This is a genomic window from Uliginosibacterium sediminicola, assembly GCF_039631295.1.
GTDB classification, from domain to species: domain Bacteria; phylum Pseudomonadota; class Gammaproteobacteria; order Burkholderiales; family Rhodocyclaceae; genus Viridibacterium; species Viridibacterium sediminicola.
The window spans coordinates 29,459-46,618 of sequence record NZ_JBDIVE010000003.1; the positions used below are offsets into that span (position 1 = coordinate 29,459).

At 63.3% G+C, this 17,160-nt stretch carries 12 protein-coding genes; 4 read left to right on the forward strand and 8 right to left on the reverse strand.

What is annotated here, in order from left to right; translation table 11 throughout:
• Nucleotides 1–4 precede the first annotated feature (4 nt).
• Complete coding sequence (locus tag ABDB84_RS07160) at nucleotides 5–595, forward strand: SCO family protein (protein WP_345919024.1); 591 nt, start codon at nucleotides 5–7, stop codon at nucleotides 593–595.
• 78 nt (nucleotides 596–673) lie between these two features.
• Here the strand turns inward: ABDB84_RS07160 and ABDB84_RS07165 are convergent, their stop codons facing one another.
• Nucleotides 674–1,729: a Tle-like phospholipase domain-containing protein gene (locus tag ABDB84_RS07165; protein ID WP_345919025.1), complete on the reverse strand. Its 1,056-nt coding sequence runs from the start codon at nucleotides 1,727–1,729 to the stop codon at nucleotides 674–676.
• Nucleotides 1,730–2,032: 303 nt separating this feature from the next.
• Between ABDB84_RS07165 and ubiD the strand changes: the two genes are divergently transcribed.
• The 3 genes from ubiD (at nucleotide 2,033) to ABDB84_RS07180 (ending at nucleotide 9,842) form a co-directional block, all read left to right on the forward strand.
• Complete coding sequence (ubiD, locus tag ABDB84_RS07170; RefSeq protein ID WP_345919026.1) at nucleotides 2,033–3,529, forward strand: 4-hydroxy-3-polyprenylbenzoate decarboxylase; 1,497 nt, start codon at nucleotides 2,033–2,035, stop codon at nucleotides 3,527–3,529.
• 181 nt (nucleotides 3,530–3,710) lie between these two features.
• Nucleotides 3,711–6,677 carry an HD domain-containing phosphohydrolase gene (locus ABDB84_RS07175; protein WP_345919027.1) on the forward strand — a complete coding sequence of 989 codons (2,967 nt, stop codon included), beginning with the start codon at nucleotides 3,711–3,713 and terminating at the stop codon, nucleotides 6,675–6,677.
• A gap of 132 nt (nucleotides 6,678–6,809) precedes the next feature.
• Nucleotides 6,810–9,842, forward strand: coding sequence for an HD domain-containing phosphohydrolase (locus tag ABDB84_RS07180; protein ID WP_345919028.1), 3,033 nt, complete (start codon nucleotides 6,810–6,812; stop codon nucleotides 9,840–9,842).
• 7 nt (nucleotides 9,843–9,849) lie between these two features.
• Here ABDB84_RS07180 and dacB read toward each other — a convergent pair whose 3' ends face one another.
• The 7 genes from dacB to ABDB84_RS07215 form a co-directional block, all read right to left on the reverse strand.
• On the reverse strand, nucleotides 9,850–11,307 hold the full coding sequence (dacB, locus tag ABDB84_RS07185) for a D-alanyl-D-alanine carboxypeptidase/D-alanyl-D-alanine endopeptidase (protein ID WP_345919029.1): 1,458 nt from the start codon (nucleotides 11,305–11,307) through the stop codon (nucleotides 9,850–9,852).
• Nucleotides 11,300–12,169 (reverse strand): LysR substrate-binding domain-containing protein, encoded by an 870-nt coding sequence (locus tag ABDB84_RS07190; protein ID WP_345919030.1) that lies wholly within the window; start codon nucleotides 12,167–12,169, stop codon nucleotides 11,300–11,302. The genes dacB and ABDB84_RS07190 overlap by 8 nt, the downstream gene beginning before the upstream one ends.
• 75 nt (nucleotides 12,170–12,244) lie before the next feature.
• The gene (locus ABDB84_RS07195; RefSeq protein WP_345919031.1) at nucleotides 12,245–12,763 is read right to left on the reverse strand and encodes a nucleotidyltransferase family protein; all 519 of its coding nucleotides are present in this window, start codon (nucleotides 12,761–12,763) and stop codon (nucleotides 12,245–12,247) included.
• Between the two features lie 224 nt (nucleotides 12,764–12,987).
• Nucleotides 12,988–14,136, reverse strand: a complete 1,149-nt coding sequence (locus ABDB84_RS07200) for an FAD-dependent monooxygenase (protein ID WP_345919032.1) — start codon at nucleotides 14,134–14,136, stop codon at nucleotides 12,988–12,990.
• A 2-nt stretch (nucleotides 14,137–14,138) separates the two neighbouring features.
• The gene (locus ABDB84_RS07205; RefSeq protein ID WP_345919033.1) at nucleotides 14,139–15,479 is read right to left on the reverse strand and encodes an aminopeptidase P N-terminal domain-containing protein; all 1,341 of its coding nucleotides are present in this window, start codon (nucleotides 15,477–15,479) and stop codon (nucleotides 14,139–14,141) included.
• Between the two features lie 9 nt (nucleotides 15,480–15,488).
• Nucleotides 15,489–16,187, reverse strand: a complete 699-nt coding sequence (gene murU, locus ABDB84_RS07210; protein ID WP_345919034.1) for an N-acetylmuramate alpha-1-phosphate uridylyltransferase MurU — start codon at nucleotides 16,185–16,187, stop codon at nucleotides 15,489–15,491.
• A complete protein-coding gene (locus ABDB84_RS07215) occupies nucleotides 16,184–17,158 on the reverse strand; it encodes a PhoH family protein (protein WP_345919035.1) in 975 nt (324 codons plus the stop codon). Before ABDB84_RS07215 ends, murU begins: the two co-directional genes overlap by 4 nt.
• Nucleotides 17,159–17,160 lie beyond the last annotated feature (2 nt).

Consider the following 17,160-nt stretch of genomic DNA (forward strand, 5'->3'; position numbering starts at 1 on the left):
AAAGATGCGCGCCACCACCTGCCTGCTGCTCATGCTGCTGGCCTTGCTGAGCGCTTGCAGCGTGCAGCGGCCAGCTTTCCACGCGCTCGACATCAGCGATGACAAGGACTACGGCAGCGAGCTCAGGCTGCGCGACCACGACGGTCGGCCGCGCAGCCTGGCGGATTTTCGCGGCAAGGTGGTGACCGTATTCTTCGGCTATCTCAACTGCCCGGACTTCTGCCCGACCCACCTGGCGCGGCAGAAGGCGGTGCTGCAAAAGCTCGGGCCGGACGCCGCGCGTGTGCAGACCCTGTTCGTCTCGGTCGATCCCGAACGTGACACGCCCGAGCGCATCAAGGCCTATGTCACCGCCTTCGACCCGTCCTTCATCGGCCTGACCGGCAGTGCCGAGGAAATCGCCGTCGCCGCCCGTCAGTTCCACGCCAGCTACCAGAAAGTCCCCAACCCGGCCACGCCGCAGGCCTACAGCATCGACCACAGCACCCTGAGCATGGCCTTTGACCCGCAAGGCAAGCTGCGCCTGGCAATCCGCCATGCAGCCTCGGTCGATGAGGTGAGCGATGACTTGAAGCTTTTGCTGGCGGGGCGCTGAGGGTCTATGGTCTTTTATGCGATCGATTTATGGCTGTTTTACTGTGCCGTTAGTGTTGCTAATCGCGTGTCTGTCACTTCATTGTTTGGGTTCTAGACAAAGTGAGCGGGAGGTAAGTACGGTGTTTCGAATGTAGCGAATGGAGTAGTGATGGTCCGCACTCCCTTCGGTTTGGTTGTTTTTCAATATTTCAGCAAAATTGCAAGTGATTATGTTCATTGCGTGCCCGCTGAATGCTTTTCTCCTAAAGCCATCAAACTGCACTCCGATGTCGTACCTGCCAGGCCTGGCGCTGGTAAAAGATGTTGTAATGAATCTCAGGTATTCGAGAAATTCGCCACCATGATAGATCCGATAGATAATTGGATATTCATTGTCCACGATTTTCAGGAGTCTGAGTTGCGACCAGTTTGTGACGGGAGTGGTATTGAACGTGAAGACCTCCTTTATTTTACGAGACAGATAGCCTGCTTGTTGGGCTAGGCCTCCTCCAAGAGAATGACCGGTTGCGTATATTTTGATGTTAGGGAATGTTGTGTCCAACGCATCGATTAATGAAGGTATTTTTTTTCGAGCAAGAGAATATTCACTGGACTCAAGTCCGAGAAGTGAGGAAATGTTTGTCCACCAGTCTTTGACGGTCTGAGTACCGCGATTTTCGGTGCCACGAAACGCAATAACAGCTTCTTCTACTACTCCATTTTCATTTTCGTAGATGTACGTCTCGTAAAAAAGTCCTGCGTCGTCAATGCAGGGGGAGGTGTGCTCTAGCGCCTCAGCGGAAGGAACCCAACGTGACCATCCGCCTTTTTTTTCGTCATTTTGTGGCATTCCGAAATAAAGATCTTTTCTGAATTTCTTTGGGTCTTTAAGGTATCTGCAGCCATTTCCGTCAATTCCTTCTGTGTCAAGATCGTGTCGATATGCGGTTTGGGCTAATAATGCCATTAATCCAAATTTACGGGCGATTTCTGTCTCGAACTGATTGTATTCGTATCTTCTTTTGTCGGTCTGGTAGGTGTCTTGGCTTGCGATCAAAGTTGCCAAGCCTCCGCATGCAGGTAGAAGGGCGATAGCCATGATCATGACGGCTTTCAGTGTTTTACTATCTGGGAAAACATTTTTTTTCTGCATGAGTAAAATCCTTTTATCTTTTGTTGTAATGGTTTCAACCCCATTTAAGGGGTGCGTGGTAATCGGCTGAAGGCGCCATAAATCGTCTGAAAGTCAATCTTGACGGTCATTATTAATCATGGGATTGCGAGAGGGGCTTGAGCAGCTAGCTAAAAGATCAATACGTATATTTATGCAAAAAACATGCCGAGCCACCGGGTGAAGAGAGTTGCGCTCCTGCGCATTCCCTTATCCGTGCGGTCTGTCATCCGTGAGCTTTCAATCCGCCTACAATGCCGCTTCCTTCTTCCGGAACGATTGAGCATGGCTGACCAGGATCTGCGTGATTTCATTGCCCGTCTTGAGGCGCGGGGCGAGCTGCGGCGCGTCACGGTGCCGGTCGATACGCATCTGGAGATGACCGAGATTGCCGACCGCGTGCTGCGCGCTGGCGGGCCGGCGTTGCTGTTCGAGCGGCCGCACACACAGGGGCAGCCGCAGGCGATGCCGGTGCTGGTCAATCTGTTCGGCACGCCGCAGCGCGTGCTGCTGGGCATGGGCCAGGAGCTCGCCGCCGATGGCGACTGGAAGGCGCCGCTGCGCGAGATCGGCAAGCTGCTGGCCTTCCTCAAGGAGCCGGAGCCGCCCAAGGGCTTGCGCGACGCCTGGGACAAGTGGCCGGTTCTGAAGCAGGTGCTCAACATGGCACCCAAGGTGCTGCGTAGCGGCCCTTGCCAGGAAGTGGTGTGGGAGGGCGATGAGGTCGATCTGAGGCGTCTGCCTATCCAGCACTGCTGGCCGGGCGATGTCGCGCCCTTGTTGACCTGGGGCCTGGTGGTGACGCGCGGCCCCGCCAAGACGCGACAGAACCTGGGCATCTATCGCCAGCAGTTGCTGGCACCGAACAAGCTGATCATGCGCTGGCTGGCGCATCGTGGCGGCGCGCTGGATTTCCGCGAACACCAACAGGCGCATCCGGGCCAGCCTTTCCCGGTGGCGGTGGTGCTCGGCTGCGATCCGGCAACGATTCTCGGCGCGGTGACGCCGGTGCCGGACAGCTTGTCCGAATACCAGTTCGCCGGCTTGCTGCGCGGCGCGCGCACCGAGCTGGTGAAGTGCCTGGGCTCGGATTTGCAGGTGCCGGCGATGGCCGAGATCGTGCTCGAAGGCGTGATCCATCCCGGCGAGACGGCGCCCGAGGGGCCTTACGGCGACCACACCGGCTACTACAACGAGGTGGCCGAGTTCCCGGTGTTCACGGTCGAGCGGATCAGCATGCGGCGCAATCCGATCTATCACAGCACCTATACCGGCAAGCCGCCGGATGAGCCGGCGATGCTCGGGCTGGCCTTCAACGAGGTCTTCGTGCCGCTGCTGCAGAAGCAGTTCCCGGAGATCACCGACTTCTACCTGCCGCCCGAGGGCTGTTCCTACCGCCTGGCGGTGGTGAGCATGAAGAAGGCCTATCCGGGCCATGCCAAGCGCGTGATGTTCGGCATCTGGAGCTTCCTGCGCCAGTTCATGTACACCAAGTTCATCATCGTGGTGGATGAGGACATCGACATCCGCTCCTGGCAGGAGGTGATCTGGGCGATCACCACACGCGTCGATGCCAGCCGCGACACCACCCTGGTCGACAACACGCCGATCGACTACCTAGACTTCGCCTCGCCGGTCGCCGGCCTGGGCAGCAAGATGGGGATCGATGCCACCAACAAGTGGCCGGGTGAGACTACGCGCGAGTGGGGGCGTGGCATCGTCATGGATGCGGCGGTCAAGCAGCGTGTCGATGCGCTGTGGGACTCACTGGGCATCGACTGAGCAAGCCCTGACAGCACAGGTACGGCCGGCGCCGTCTGGCTGGGCGATGGTGTCATAAATGCTGCAAGGCAGGCGCGGTCTTGACCGCGGCTTGCGGCAGAAACTGCGCACTATTTCTCATTTTGCCAAACGCGGCGACATGTTCTAATGCGCTCTGCATCCTCTCCATGCGGAGCAAGCCATGTTCTTGCCGCAATTTCTCAAGCCGCGTCGCAGTATCCCCTTGCAGCTTCTTGCGGCGGGCGGGGCCACCGTCATCCTGACGACGATCGCCCTGTTGCTGGCCTGGCATGCCTATGCCGGCACGCGCGAGGTGCTGCTCTCCTCGGTCGATGAATCGACGCGCCATCTGTCGATGGTGCTCAAGGACCGCGTGCGCGGCATCCTCGAACCGGCTGAAAGCCAGATTACCCTGCTGGCCGAGCACGAGGTCGTCGAAGCCAATACTCTGGAGCAACGCCTGGCTGCCTTGCCGACGGCGCGCGCAGCCCTGCTCTCGAATCCGCTGCTCGACGCGCTCTACGTCGCCTATCCCGATGGCGGCTTCGTGCTGTTCCGCGCCTTGCGTGATCCGAATGTGCGCCGCGTGTTCCGTGCGCCGGCCGAGAGCGAGCTCTTCGTCCAGACCCAGACGCCGCAAGCCGATGGGCAGTTGCGTGGCGAATTCCGTTACTACGATGCGCATGGCGCACTGCTGCGCCAGACGCGCCGTGAAGACTACGTGTTCGATGCGCGTACGCGGCCCTGGTATCGTGCGGCGCTGACGCGGCAAGACTCGGTGCTGGTCGATCCCTACGTGTTCTTCACCACGCGCTCGGTCGGCACCACCCTGGCGCGGCATGCCAAGCGCGAAGGCGTTGTCATCGGTCTCGACCTGACCATCGACGTGCTGGCGCGCGAGATCGCCGAGCTGCGCATTACGCCGGGCGCCCGCGTGGTGATTACCGACAACAACAACCGCCTGCTGGTGCGCGATCGCGGCAGCCTCAGCGAACTCTACGGGCGCGACGGCGACCTGAGTGCGCCTGAGGTGCGCGATGTCGAGATCCCCGCGCTGGCCGCAGCGGCCGAGCTGCCCAAGGGCGAGCTGGGGCGCCTGCATCGCAAGGTCGCGCAGCAGGATTGGGAGCTGGTCTCGGTGCCGCTGCAGATGCGTTCGCAGAATAAGCCGCTGCGTGTGCTGATGGCCATTCCCCATGAAGAACTGTTCCGCGATGCGCGCAAGCTGCTCGGTCAGCAGCTGCTGGTGACCTTGTTGCTGATCCTTGCCTCGATTCCCGCTGGGGTGTGGATCACGCGTCAGATCAGTGCCCCGTTGCGTGCGCTGACCGAGGAAACCAGCCGCCTGGCTGCCTTCAATTTTGCGCCGAGCAAGCCGCGCGCCTCGATGATTGCCGAGGTTGAGCTGCTGGCGCGGGCGACCCAGCAGATGAAGGCGACGATGGCGCGTTTTCTCGATGTCAGCGCCGCACTCAACTCCGAGAAGCGCCTCGAACGTCTGCTTGATGTGGTGCTGGGCGACGTCGCCGAGTCGGTGCAGGCGCGTTCAGGCGCGCTGTATCTCTACGAAGTCGATAGCGGCAAGCTTCGCCGCGCCCAGCAGCTGAGCTCGCCGCAGGCGCGTGCCAGCCATCCTGCTGAGCTCAGCGCCGAGCGCTTTGCCACGCATCCTGCGGTGCGCGCCCTGCAGGATCGCCACAGCGTGGTCGGTGTCGAGACGGGTAGCGAGCAAGAGCTGGTGGCTGTGCCGCTGGAAAACCTCGGCAAGGAATTCGTCGGCGTGCTGGTGCTCGAACTGCCCAGCGAGATCGACGCCAAACACAGCGGCGGGCGCGATGCCAAGCTTGCCTTCATCGAAGCGCTGTCTTCGACGGCGGCGGTCGCCATCGAAACGCGCCACCTCGTCGACAGCCAAAAGAATCTGCTCGAAGCGCTGATCCAGCTCCTCGCTGGCGCCATCGATGCCAAGAGCCCCTACACCGGCAGCCACTGTCAGCGCGTGCCCGAGCTGACCAAGATGCTCGCCCGCGCCGCGCACGAGGCGCGCAGCGGTCCGTATCGCGACTTCACGCTGAGCGAGGAAGACTGGGAAGCGGTGCACGTTGGCGCCTGGCTGCATGACTGCGGCAAGATCACCACGCCCGAGGCGGTGGTCGACAAAGCCACCAAGCTGGAGACGACCTATAACCGCATCCACGAGATCCGCACGCGCTTCGAGGTGCTCAAGCGCGATGCCGAGATCCACTACTGGCGCAGCCGTTCGCAGGGCACGCCGGACGATCTGGCGTGGGCCGAGCTGCAACAGCGCTGGCGCAGCCTGGATGAGGACTTCAGCTTCGTCGCCGCCTGCAATCTGGGCAGCGAGTCGCTCGATCAGGACAAGATCGCGCGCCTGCGGCAGATCGGTGCACGGACCTGGATGCGTACCTTTGACGACCGCCTGGGCCTGTCACGCGAAGAACTGCGCAATCTGCAGGAGGTGCCGGTGCGTGCCACGCCGGCGGCCGAGAGCCTGCTCGCCGACAAGCCCGAACACCTGCTGCGCTGGCTGCCCGGCGAACGCATTGCCGACCGCAGCAGCTGGGGCTTTGCCAGCATCGTGCCGCGTTACAAGTTCAACCGTGGCGAGCTCTACAACCTGGGCATCCAGCGCGGCACGTTGACCGATGAGGAGCGCTTCATCGTCAATGATCACATCGCGCAGACCATCATCATGCTGCAGCGCCTGCCCTTCCCGCGTCACCTGCGCAGCGTGCCGGAGATTGCCGGCGGCCATCACGAGCGCATGGACGGGCGTGGCTATCCGCGCGGTCTGGTGCGCGAGCAGATGAGCGTGCCGGCGCGCATCATGGCGATTGCCGATGTGTTCGAAGCACTGACCGCGGCCGACCGCCCCTACAAGGCGGCCAAGACGCTCTCCGAATCCCTGCTGATCATGGCCCACATGGTGCGCGAACAGCATCTTGACCCGGATCTGTTCGAACTCTTCCTGCGCGCCGGTGTGTGGCGGGATTATGCCGAAAAGTTTTTGGCACCGAGTCAGTTGGACTCGGTTGATATTGATGCAATTATGACATCGGCGCATGATGATCTGCTGTCGGCTGATTTGAAGGCGCGCTTTGCAAACGAGCTGGATGATGTCAGCTGAGGTGACGCATCGTCTGTCATGATCTGCATCCTTGCAGGATGCGTGTTGCGTCAGCTGTTCTGCACTGAGTATGCCCAGGCGATTGAATCGACTGATCGCGATAAGCGGCATGCCATGGCCTGATTGTTGTTGGTGGCTGTTTTCGATAGGCAGCTCGCAAGAAAGGAGTGCTGTATGTCGCTGGAGCGAGCACCATTAACGCGCAAGATGCGCTTTAAAATCCCCTTGCATGTCTTGGCTGCAACAGGTTCTAGCCTGGTATTGCTGACGCTCGCCGCACTGCTTGCATGGCAAGCCTATTCGGATACGCGCAAGATTCTGCTGTCGTCGGTCGATGAGTCTGTCCAGCATATTGCGATCATGATGAAGACGCAGGTCAGGCAGATGCTTGACCCTGCTGAAGGTCAGCTGGATCTGTTGTCCCATCAGAATCTGGCGCGCGCAGACAGCCTTGCCGAGCGTCTTGCCGAGTTGCCGACGGCGCAGTCGATTCTGTCTGCCAACGCCTTGCTCGACGCTGTGTATGTGGGCTACCCGAATGGTGAATTCATCCTCTTCCGTCGCTTGCGTGATGCCACTGTTCGCCGCGTGTTTCGTGCGCCACAGGAGGCTCATCTGCTGGTCCAGACGCAGACCCTTGTGGGCGGAAAGATGCAAGGCGAGTACCGTTTCTATGACCAACGTAATCGGCTGATCAAACAACAGAAGCGCGACAATTACACTTTCGATCCGCGCGAGCGGCCATGGTATCGCGAGGCTGCTGCCAGCAAGGAGTCGGTCATCATCGACCCGTACGTGTACTTCACCACGCGTGCTGTCGGCACCACCTTGGCAAAACGTTCGAGCGAGGGCGCCGTGTTCGGCCTTGATGTGACTTTGCGCGATATTGACGCCCAGCTCACGGATCTGCGCATCACGGCGAGTTCGCATGTCGCCGTAGTCGATTCACGCAATCGCCTGCTGGCACGCGATAACGGAGAGCCAACTTACAGCGTTGATGAGAATGGCGAGGCGCATCTGCGCCAGGTCGAGGAGGCGGGGGTGCCGCCTATCGTTGCGGCGAGTGCCTTGTCTGGCGCCGGAGTGCAACGGGCACACAAGAAGGCCGAGGGTAAGGACTGGGAAGTCATCTCAGCGCCCGTGCCCTTGCGTGCCGAGGGCAAGGCGCTGCGTGTGCTGATCGCCGTGCCACATGACGAGTTGTTTCACGAAGCGCGCCAATTGTTGCGTCGACAGTTGATCATTGCCTTGGCTTTGTTGGCGGCTTCGATTGTGGCGGGCATCTGGGTCGTGCGCAGAATAACCTTGCCATTGCGCCAGCTTGCCGAAGACACCAAGCGTGTCGCGGGATTCGATTTTTCAACACGCGAAATGCATTCTTCACGTATTTCCGAAGTCGACCTGCTGGCCAAGGCGACACAGCAAATGAAATCCACCATCGCGCGCTTTCTGGAAGTCAGTGCTGCGCTGAATTCCGAGACTCGCTTGGAGCGTTTGCTGCAAGAGGTGCTCAACGACGTGGCGGAAACGGCGCAGGCGATCTCGGGCGCGCTTTATCTTGTCGATGAACCGTCGGAAGGCCTGACCAGGATGTTGCGCTTCGGTGACAACGTCGACTCGCTGGACGACATCTATCCGCTGCTGCTGAACGATCAAACCCAAGCGCAGCATCCGGGCTACCGGGTCATCCAGGCTCGTCGCAGTGTCACGGCGCGCGCCAGCGAAGCTGCGCCCGAACTTGTGGCGGTCCCCCTGAAGACGCTTGGCGACACGCTCATTGGTGTGCTGACCCTGGAACTGCCGGAGCGCGCGTTGCCGCACGGGCAGGGCGACTCGCGGCTCGCTTTCGTCGAGGCTTTGGCGTCAACAGCTGCAGTGGCTATCGAGACCCGTCATCTCATCGAAGATCAGAAGAACTTGCTCGAAGCGATGATCCAGCTGGTGGCGGGTGCCATCGATGCGCAGAGCCCTTATACCGGCGGTCATTGTCAGCGTGTGCCGGAACTGACCAAGCTGCTGGTGCGTGCCGCCCATGATGCTCAGCAGGGGCCGTTTGCCGAGTTCCGGCTCAGTGATGAAGATTGGGAGGCGGTGCACGTCGGCGCCTGGCTGCACGACTGTGGCAAAGTCACAACGCCTGAGTACGTCGTCGACAAGGCCACCAAGCTGGAAACTGTCTGCAACCGCATTCACGAGATCCGTACGCGCTTCGAGGTGCTCAAGCGCGACGCCGAAATCCACTACTGGCGAAGCCGTTCGCAGGGGACTTCTGACGAGGCCGCATGGGCGGAGTTGCAGGCCAAATGGCAAGCCATCGATACCGATTTTGCGTTCGTCGCAGAATGCAATGTCGGCGGTGAATTCCTCGGTGAGGACAAGGTAGCGCGTTTGCGCGCTATCGCGCAGCGCGCATGGATGCGGACACTCGATGATCGTTTGGGCCTGTCACGTGATGAGCTGCGCCGCCTGGAGAAGGTGCCACCACGCGCCTTGCCCGCGGTGGAGTCGGTGCTCGCCGACAAGCCCGAGCATCTTGTCGAGCGGATGCCTGAAGAAGATATGCACCACTACGCCGAGCATGGCTTCCGCATCAAGGTGCCGGCCTACAAGTTCAACCGTGGCGAGCTCTACAACTTGTCGATCAGTCGTGGCACGCTGACCGAGGAAGAGCGCTTCATCATCAATGACCACATTGTTCAAACCATTGTCATGCTCGAACATATGCCCTTCCCGAAACATTTGCGGCAGGTTCCCGAGATTGCGGGAGGGCACCACGAGCGCATGGATGGTCGCGGTTACCCCAGAGGGCTCAAGCGTGAGGAGATGAGCGTGGCGGCGCGCGTCATGGCCATTGCCGATGTGTTCGAAGCGCTGACTGCAGCAGATCGCCCCTACAAAGCGCCCAAGACGCTCTCCGACTCCTTGCTGATCATGGCCAACATGGTGCGCGACGCGCACCTCGATGCGGATCTGTTTGAGCTGTTCCTGAGGTCAGGCATCTGTCATGTCTATGCCGACCGCTACATGATGGCTGCGCAGATTGATCAGGTCGATATCGAAGCCGTCATTCGCCTGGCGACGGACAGCCAGCTCAGTGATGAGGAGCGAAAAGCACTGATCCAGTCAATCTGCGATACGGCCAGGGGCGCAACGGCAACGGCCTAGCCGGTACTTAGCGTGCGCTGCTCGCGGCCGGCTGGAAGACGTAGTTGATGGCCGCAATCGTCGCCGCTTCGGCCTGCTCGGCGCGCGCGTCATTGATCATCAGCACCACCGCCTGCCACTGTCCCTTGCTGTCGAGCACATAGCCGGCGGTGCTCATCACATCGTTGAGCGAGCCGGTTTTCAGGCGCGCAAAGCCGCTCACCGGCTGCTTGCCGAAGCGCCGCCGCGCGGTGCCGTCTTCCCCGGCAATCGGCAGCGAGGCCAGCAGCTCGGGCATGTAGGGGCTCAGCCACATGCTTTGCAGCAGATTTCCCAGTCCGGCGGCCGAGATGCGTTCGCGGCGCGACAGGCCGGAACCGTTCTCCAGCACCAGGCCCGGCAGGTTCAGCTGGCGGCTGGCCAGCCAGTCGCGCAGGCGCTGCTCGCCCAGCTGTGTCGTCAGCGGCTGGCGGCTGTCGTTGCGGCCGAGGCTGAGGAAGAGATGGCGCGCCATCACGTTATTGGAATACTTGTTCATGTCGCGCAGCACTTCACCCAGGCTGGGCGAGCGCCAGCTGGCAAAGGGCGGCTGCTCGGGCGGCACGGCTTCGGCCGGGCCCGCTTCGCGCACGCTGCCGGTGAGGCTGCCGCCGAGTTCGGCCCACAACGCGCGGAATACGCTGGCAGTCATGCGCAGCCCGTCGTGCATGGCCAGATTGAGCACGCGTTCGCCGCAGCTGGCGGGCATGCTGCCGCTGAGCTTGAGGCGCAGCTGTTCGCCCTGGCTGCTGAATTCGCTGCGGATGCCGGCGCGCCAGTCATTGCAGGCGCCGGGCGTGGCGAGCAGGGTGTTGTCGATCTGCAGCGGCGCAAAGGGCAGCATGCTGCTGGCGCTGATCAGCTGCTTCGGCGCGGTCGGGATCAGGCGCAGGCTGAGCGCCTTGAAATTCACCAGCAGCGCGTCGGGCATGGCGTTGTAGGCGCGGTCGGGCTGGTCGTCAAAGTCCTCGCGTGATGCCGGGGCGAACAGGCTGCGGTCGATCAGCACATCGCCGCGAATCTCGCGCAGGCCGCGTCCGCGCAGCTCGCGCAGGAAGGCATCGAAGCGCTCCCAGCTGAGTGCCGGATCGCCGCCGCCGCGCAGGATCAGCCGGCCATTGAGGACGCCATCGCGCAGCTCGCCTTGCACGAAGGCCTCGGTGCTCCAGCTGAAGCTCGGCCCCAGCACTTCGAGCGCCGCGCTGCTGGTGAGCAGTTTCATCACCGAAGCCGGATTGAAGGCCGCGTCGACATTGTGCTGCAGGCTGGGCGCACCACCAGAGGCTGGCGCGACCCAGAGGGCGACGTGCGCCGCAGGAATGCCGGCCGCCTTGAGCGGCTGGGCAACAGCCTCGGGCAGCGCGGCCTGGGCACCCAGGCTGAACAGGCACAGGCTGAGGCCCGCCAGCACGGCGCGGTACAGCGGATGCAGGCGGCGTTTAAGCAATCATGGCCTCGAAGGCGAGGGCGGCCTGGCTGATCGGCCGGCGCGGCAGGCGCAGGCGGTAGAGCTCGCGGCTCAGTTCGCCGCCTTCAAGGCTCAGGGCGCGCACCTTGCCCAGGGCCAGCTGGTCGGCGGCGCAGACCCGCGGCACCATGCCGAGGCCCAGACCGGCGGCCACGCTCTGCACGATGGCCTCGTTGTTGCCGACTTCAAAGGTGCGCGAAGGCTCGATGGCCAGCCGCAGCAATTCGCGCTCGACCACCTCACGGCTGCCCGAACCGGGCTCGCGCAAAATCCAGGTCTCGCCCGACAGCGAACTCGGCGCGATGGTCTTGTCGCCGGCTGCCGTGCTTTGCGGCGCGACGATCACCATGTGCTCGTGGCGCCAGACGCGCGACTCCAGGCGCTCATCGACCACCGGGCCTTCGACCAGGGCGACATCCACCGCGCAATCGAGCAGCCATTGCGCCACCGCCTGGGTGTTGCCCGAGAGCAAGCGCACATTGACGCCCGGATTGTCACGCGAGAATTCGGCGACAAAGGGCGGCAGCCAGTAAGTCGCAATCGTCGTGCTGGCGCCGATGGTCAGTGTGCCGCGCTCCATCGCGTAGAAAGATTGCACCGCATCGACCGCCGCGCGCTCCATCGCGAAAATGCCCTGCGCGTACTCGTAGAGCACTCGCCCCGGCTCCGAGACCTGGAAGCTGCGCCCACCGCGATCGAGCAGCACCACATCCAGCTGCGACTCCAGCTCGCGCACCGCCTTCGACACCGCCGGCTGGCTGACCTCCAGCGCTTCCGCCGCACGCGAGAAACTCTTGTGCTCGACGACGGTGGCGAAGATGCGGAGGAGGTGGAGGTTCATTGTGGCGGGAGTGGGGAGGCGGGAGTCGGGAGTGGGGAGTGGGGAGTGGGGAGTGGGGAGTGGGGAGTTTGGGTGTTAAAGCGTTTCGACGCTGACGTTCGGCCAGCGCGCAGGATAATTCTTTTCGGCCACGCGTTGGCGGTAAGTTTCCAGGCTGACCCGCGTGGGATTGCGGCGGATGCGCATCTGCAGCAGATCGTCGAGGCCGTGCGGGGCGATGACATGCAGATGCTCGTCGTGGTCCAGCCACACCGCGACCGCCGTTGCGTATTCGGGCCAGCTGGCAACGCTCTCCGTCAGCGAGCGCAGCGGCTCGACCGGGTGACCGAAATACTGCTCGAACCAGCGATGCACGCCGGCCTGATTGGTGACTTCCCAGGGAATGTCGGGGCGCAGCGCAGTCAGTTGTGCCTGCAGCCGGGCATCGCGTTCGCTGCTCAGATCACTGGCATCGAAATAAGCCAGATCGACATCCGCCAGATGCGAGGGTTGTGTCTTGCCGTGCAAGCTGTCCCACACCAGATTGCGGATCACTCCCGCGCCGATGCACCACTGCGCCAACTCCAGCGTGCGCGCCGCGCGCAGGACATCCATGAACCATTCATTGTTGTTCAGAATCTTGCGAAGATTTTGCGCATGCAGTGACATTGGCGAGGCGTACGGTGTAAATGCTTGGGGCAAAGGATAGGGGGGGTTAAGCGAGCACCCGTTTCTACTGAAAGGCTTCAGTTTGAGAAATTTTCATTTTCAGGAACCCATGTGTGAGGCCAGTTCAAACCCTAGCCCCTAGCCCCTAGCCCCTAGCCCCTAGCCCCTCATCACGGCCAAGCCCGCGCCCCGAAGATCATCCGCTTGGCGACGAAGTGGCGTAGCGGCGGGAAGAGGTCGAGGGCGAGCAGGCCGGCGCCGCGGGCGTGGGTGAGCAGCGGGTTGTCGTTGGAGAAGATCTGCACCAGGCTGTGCGTGAAGGCGGCGGCGCCCCAGCGGTCGGCGCTGCGGCGGCGGGCGTAGGCGCGCAGCGCGCTGGCGGTGCCGGCGTCGTGCTGCTGGCCGCGCAGGCTCTCGGCGAGTTCCCAAACGTCGCGCAGGCCGAGGTTGAAGCCCTGGCCGGCGACCGGGTGCAGGGTCTGCGCCGAATTGCCGAGCCACACCACGCGAGATTCGATGGGCGAGCGGCGGATGCGCAGGCCCAGCGGGTAGCTGCTGCGTTCGCTGATCCGGGTGAAACGCATGTCCTTGCCGAAGGCGCTGTGCAGGCGGGCGATCAGCTCGGCCTCGGGCAGCGCCTTGGTGGCGGCCAGCTGCGCTGGCGCGAGCGTCCACACCACGGCGTAGTCGCGGCCCAGCGGCAGCAGGGCAATCGGGCCGTCCGGCGTGAAGCGTTCCCAGGCGACGTGACCGTGCGCGTGCTCGGGTGTGGCGCGCAGCAGCAGGGCGTGCTGGTCGTAATCGCGGCTGAGGCTGCCGGCGTCGTCGTCAATGCGGCCTTCGCAATACACCGCCAGTTGGGCGCTCAGTGTGCGCGCTTCGCCAGCGCGGTTGCTGCAGCGGAGCGTGATCGCCTGCGCGGTGGCATTGTGGGCTTCGACGCGGCTGTCGTAGTCGATGCGGATGCCGGCTTGGCTGGCCGCCTGGGTCAGCGCGCGGACCAGGGCGCCGGCGGGCAGGACATAACCGAGCGCGGGCAGGCCGTAGTCGCGCGTGTTCAGCGCAGTGCGGCCAAGCGCGCCGCGCTGCGAGACGTGGATGGTTTCGATGGACGTGGCATGTTCGGCCGGCCAGGCGCCGAGGGTTTCGAGCAGCTGGCGGCTGCCGTGCGAGAGGGCGAGGATGCGCGAGTCGGCATGCGCTTCGTCGGCCAGGCGCGCATCGAGCACGCGCACCTGCTGGCCTTGGGCGGCCAGGCGCAGGGCGGCGGCCAGCCCCAGCGGGCCGGCGCCGATGATCAGCACAGCGGTTTCAGCCATGCTCAGCCCCGTTCGCTCACGTCTGACATCAGCAGTTCGATGTCGGTGATCGATTTCGGGGTGTCGAGGGTCAGGATCTCGTGGCCTTCGGCGGTGATCAGCACATCGTCCTCGATGCGGATGCCGATGTTCCAGAAGGCTTCGGGCACGTCCTCGGCGGGGCGGATGTAGCAACCGGGTTCGACGGTGAGCACCATGCCCGGCTGCAGCGGGCGCCAGGCGCCCTTGATCTTGTATTCGCCGGCGTCATGTACGTCCAGCCCCAGCCAGTGGCCGGTGCGGTGCATGTAGAAGCGGCGGTAGCTGGCGGTTTCCAGCACTTCGTCGAGGCTGCCGCTGAGCAGGCCCAGATCGAGCATGCCTTGCGCCAGCACTTTGACGGCGGCGTCGTGCGTGGTGTCGTAGGTATTGCCAGGTTGGGCGTTGGCCAGTGAGGCGGCCTGGGCAGCCAGCACCAGTTCATAAACGTCACGCTGGGCGGCGCTGAAGCGGCCGCTCACCGGGAAGGTGCGGGTGATGTCCGAAGCGTAGCCATCGAGCTCGCAGCCGGCGTCGATCAGCAGCAGATCGCCATCTTTAAGCTGGGCGTCGTTGCTGACGTAGTGCAGCACGCAGGCATTGGCCCCGCCAGCGACGATGGAGTTGTAGGCGACCGACTGGCTGCCGTGGCGGCGGAATTCATAGAGCAGCGCGGCCTCGATCTCGTATTCATGGCTGCCCGGGCGCGTGGCGCGCATGGCGCGGCGATGCGCGATGCCGCTGATCTGCGCGGCGCGGCGCATGGTGTCGATCTCGACCGCGTCCTTGATGAGGCGCAGCTCGTCGAGCAGCACGCGCACATCGCGGATGTCGCCGGGCGCGCCGACGCCCAGCCGCGTCATGCCACGCACCTGGTTGAGGGCGTCGAGGATGCGCTTGTCCCAATGCGCGTCGTAGCCCATGGCGTACCACAGCGCCGGCTTGTCGCCGAGCAGTTCGGGCAGCTTCTGGGCGAAGTCGTCGATGCTGTGCGCGCCGTCGAAACCGAAAGCTTCGCAGGCGGCTTCGGGGCCGTAGCGGAAGCCGTCCCAGATTTCGCGTTCGAGGTTCTTGCTGCGGCAGAACAGCAGGCTTTGCGTACTTTCGCCAACGATCATCACCAGCACCGCTTCGGGTTCGGTGAAGCCGCTCAGGTAGTGGAAGTAGCTGTCGAAGCGGAAGGCGTATTCGGTGTCGCGATTGCGTCGGCGTTCCGGCGCAGTCGGCACGATGATCACGCCGCCGCCTGCCGCTGCGACGCGTTCGGCAAGGCGGCTGCGGCGTTGCGCAAAGGCGGCGAGGGTACGTGCGTCAGGGCTGGGCATGATGTGAACTCAGGTGGGAAGCGGGATTGATTTTAGCGCGGCATCCAGTTCGGCGAGGCGCTCGGGCGTGCCGACATCGGTCCAGCGGCCGCTGTAGTGTTCGCCGCTGACGCGGCGCGCGGCAATCGCCGCATCGAGCAGCGGCCGCAGGGCGAGCTTCTGCTGCGGCGCGACGCCGGCGAAGAATTCGCTGCGGAACATGCCGATGCCGCTGTAGGTCAGGCGGCTGTCGCCACCGATGATCAGGCGGCCGTCTGCATCGAGGCCGAAATCGCCGCCGCTGTGATGCGCCGGATTGCTGACCATGGCGAGGTGGGCGTGCGCGCCCTGGGTGATGCGGGCGAGGCCGCGGGCGATGAAGCGGGCATAGTCCAGCGCGCACCACACATCGCCACTGATCACCAGGAAGGGCGCATCACCGAGCAGGGGCTGCGCGGTGGCGATGCCGCCGGCGGTCTCCAGTGCTTCCGCTTCGGCCGAGTAGTCGATGTGCACACCCCAGCGCTGGCCGTCGCGCAGGCTCTCTTCGATCAGCGCGCCGAGGTGGGCGTGGTTGATCACCAGCTCGCGCACGCCGGCGGCGGCCAGCTTTTCGATGTGCCAGACGATCAGCGGCTTGCCGCCCACGCAGAGCAGGGGCTTGGGCGTGTGGTCGGTCAGCGGGCGCATGCGCTCGCCACGGCCGGCGGCGAGGATCATCGCTTTCATGTGCGCTCGCTCCCCTTGTCGGCTTCTTCGTGCAGCGAGGCTTTTTCGTAGGCTTCGACAATGCGCGCCACCAGCGGATGGCGCACCACGTCTTCCTTGAGGAACTGGGTGTAGGCAATGCCGCGCACATCGCCGAGCTTTTTCACCGCGTCGAGCAGGCCGCTCTTGTGGCCACGCGGCAGGTCGACCTGGGTGAGGTCGCCGGTGACCACGGCACGGGCGCCAATGCCGATGCGTGTGAGGAACATCTTCATCTGCTCGGGCGTGGTGTTCTGCGCCTCGTCGAGGATGATGAATGAGTTGTTGAGGGTGCGGCCGCGCATGAAGGCCAGCGGTGCGACCTCGATGCACTGGCGCTCGAAGAGCTTGGCTACGCGGTCAAAACCCATCAGCTCGTAGAGCGCGTCGTAGAGCGGGCGCAGATAGGGGTCGACCTTCTGCGACAGATCGCCGGGCAAAAAGCCCAGGCGCTCGCCGGCTTCGACCGCCGGCCGCGTCAGCACGATGCGCTCGACTTGCTGGCGCTCGAAGGCATCCACCGCGCAGGCCACCGCCAGATAGGTCTTGCCGGTGCCGGCCGGGCCGATGCCGAAGGTGATGTCGTGGTTCTGGATGTTGCGGATGTAGTCGATCTGGCGCGGCGTACGGCCGTGCAGATCGCCCTTGCGGGTGAGCAGGGCGGTGGGCGCTTGCAGACCCTGATCGAGATTGTTCTGCTCGATCACGCCGAGCTGGATGCGGCCGACATCCAGCGGCTCGCTGGCCTGCTCGTAGAAGCGGCGCAGCGCCTGGGCGGCGCGCTGCATCTGCGGCGGTTCGCCGCGCAGTGTGAAGTGCTCGCCGCGGCGCGCGATGGCGACATCAAAAGCAGCTTCGATCTGGCGGATGTTCTCGTCCAGCGCGCCGCACAGATTGGCCAGGCGCTGGTTGTCGGTCGGGGTCAGCGAGAATTCGAGCGCGCGTGGTTTCATGT

Bases quoted from the DNA above. Each gene is read 5' to 3' on its own strand.
- ABDB84_RS07160 (WP_345919024.1), top strand. From the start codon at position 5: ATGCGCGCCACCACCTGCCTGCTGCTCATGCTGCTGGCCTTGCTGAGC.
- ABDB84_RS07165 (WP_345919025.1), bottom strand. From the start codon at position 1,729: ATGCAGAAAAAAAATGTTTTCCCAGATAGTAAAACACTGAAAGCCGTC.
- ubiD (WP_345919026.1), top strand. From the start codon at position 2,033: ATGGCTGACCAGGATCTGCGTGATTTCATTGCCCGTCTTGAGGCGCGG.
- ABDB84_RS07175 (WP_345919027.1), top strand. From the start codon at position 3,711: ATGTTCTTGCCGCAATTTCTCAAGCCGCGTCGCAGTATCCCCTTGCAG.
- ABDB84_RS07190 (WP_345919030.1), bottom strand. From the start codon at position 12,169: ATGAACCTCCACCTCCTCCGCATCTTCGCCACCGTCGTCGAGCACAAG.
- ABDB84_RS07195 (WP_345919031.1), bottom strand. From the start codon at position 12,763: ATGGATGTCCTGCGCGCGGCGCGCACGCTGGAGTTGGCGCAGTGGTGC.
- ABDB84_RS07200 (WP_345919032.1), bottom strand. From the start codon at position 14,136: ATGGCTGAAACCGCTGTGCTGATCATCGGCGCCGGCCCGCTGGGGCTG.
- ABDB84_RS07205 (WP_345919033.1), bottom strand. From the start codon at position 15,479: ATGCCCAGCCCTGACGCACGTACCCTCGCCGCCTTTGCGCAACGCCGC.
- murU (WP_345919034.1), bottom strand. From the start codon at position 16,187: ATGAAAGCGATGATCCTCGCCGCCGGCCGTGGCGAGCGCATGCGCCCG.
- ABDB84_RS07215 (WP_345919035.1), bottom strand. From the start codon at position 17,158: ATGAAACCACGCGCGCTCGAATTCTCGCTGACCCCGACCGACAACCAG.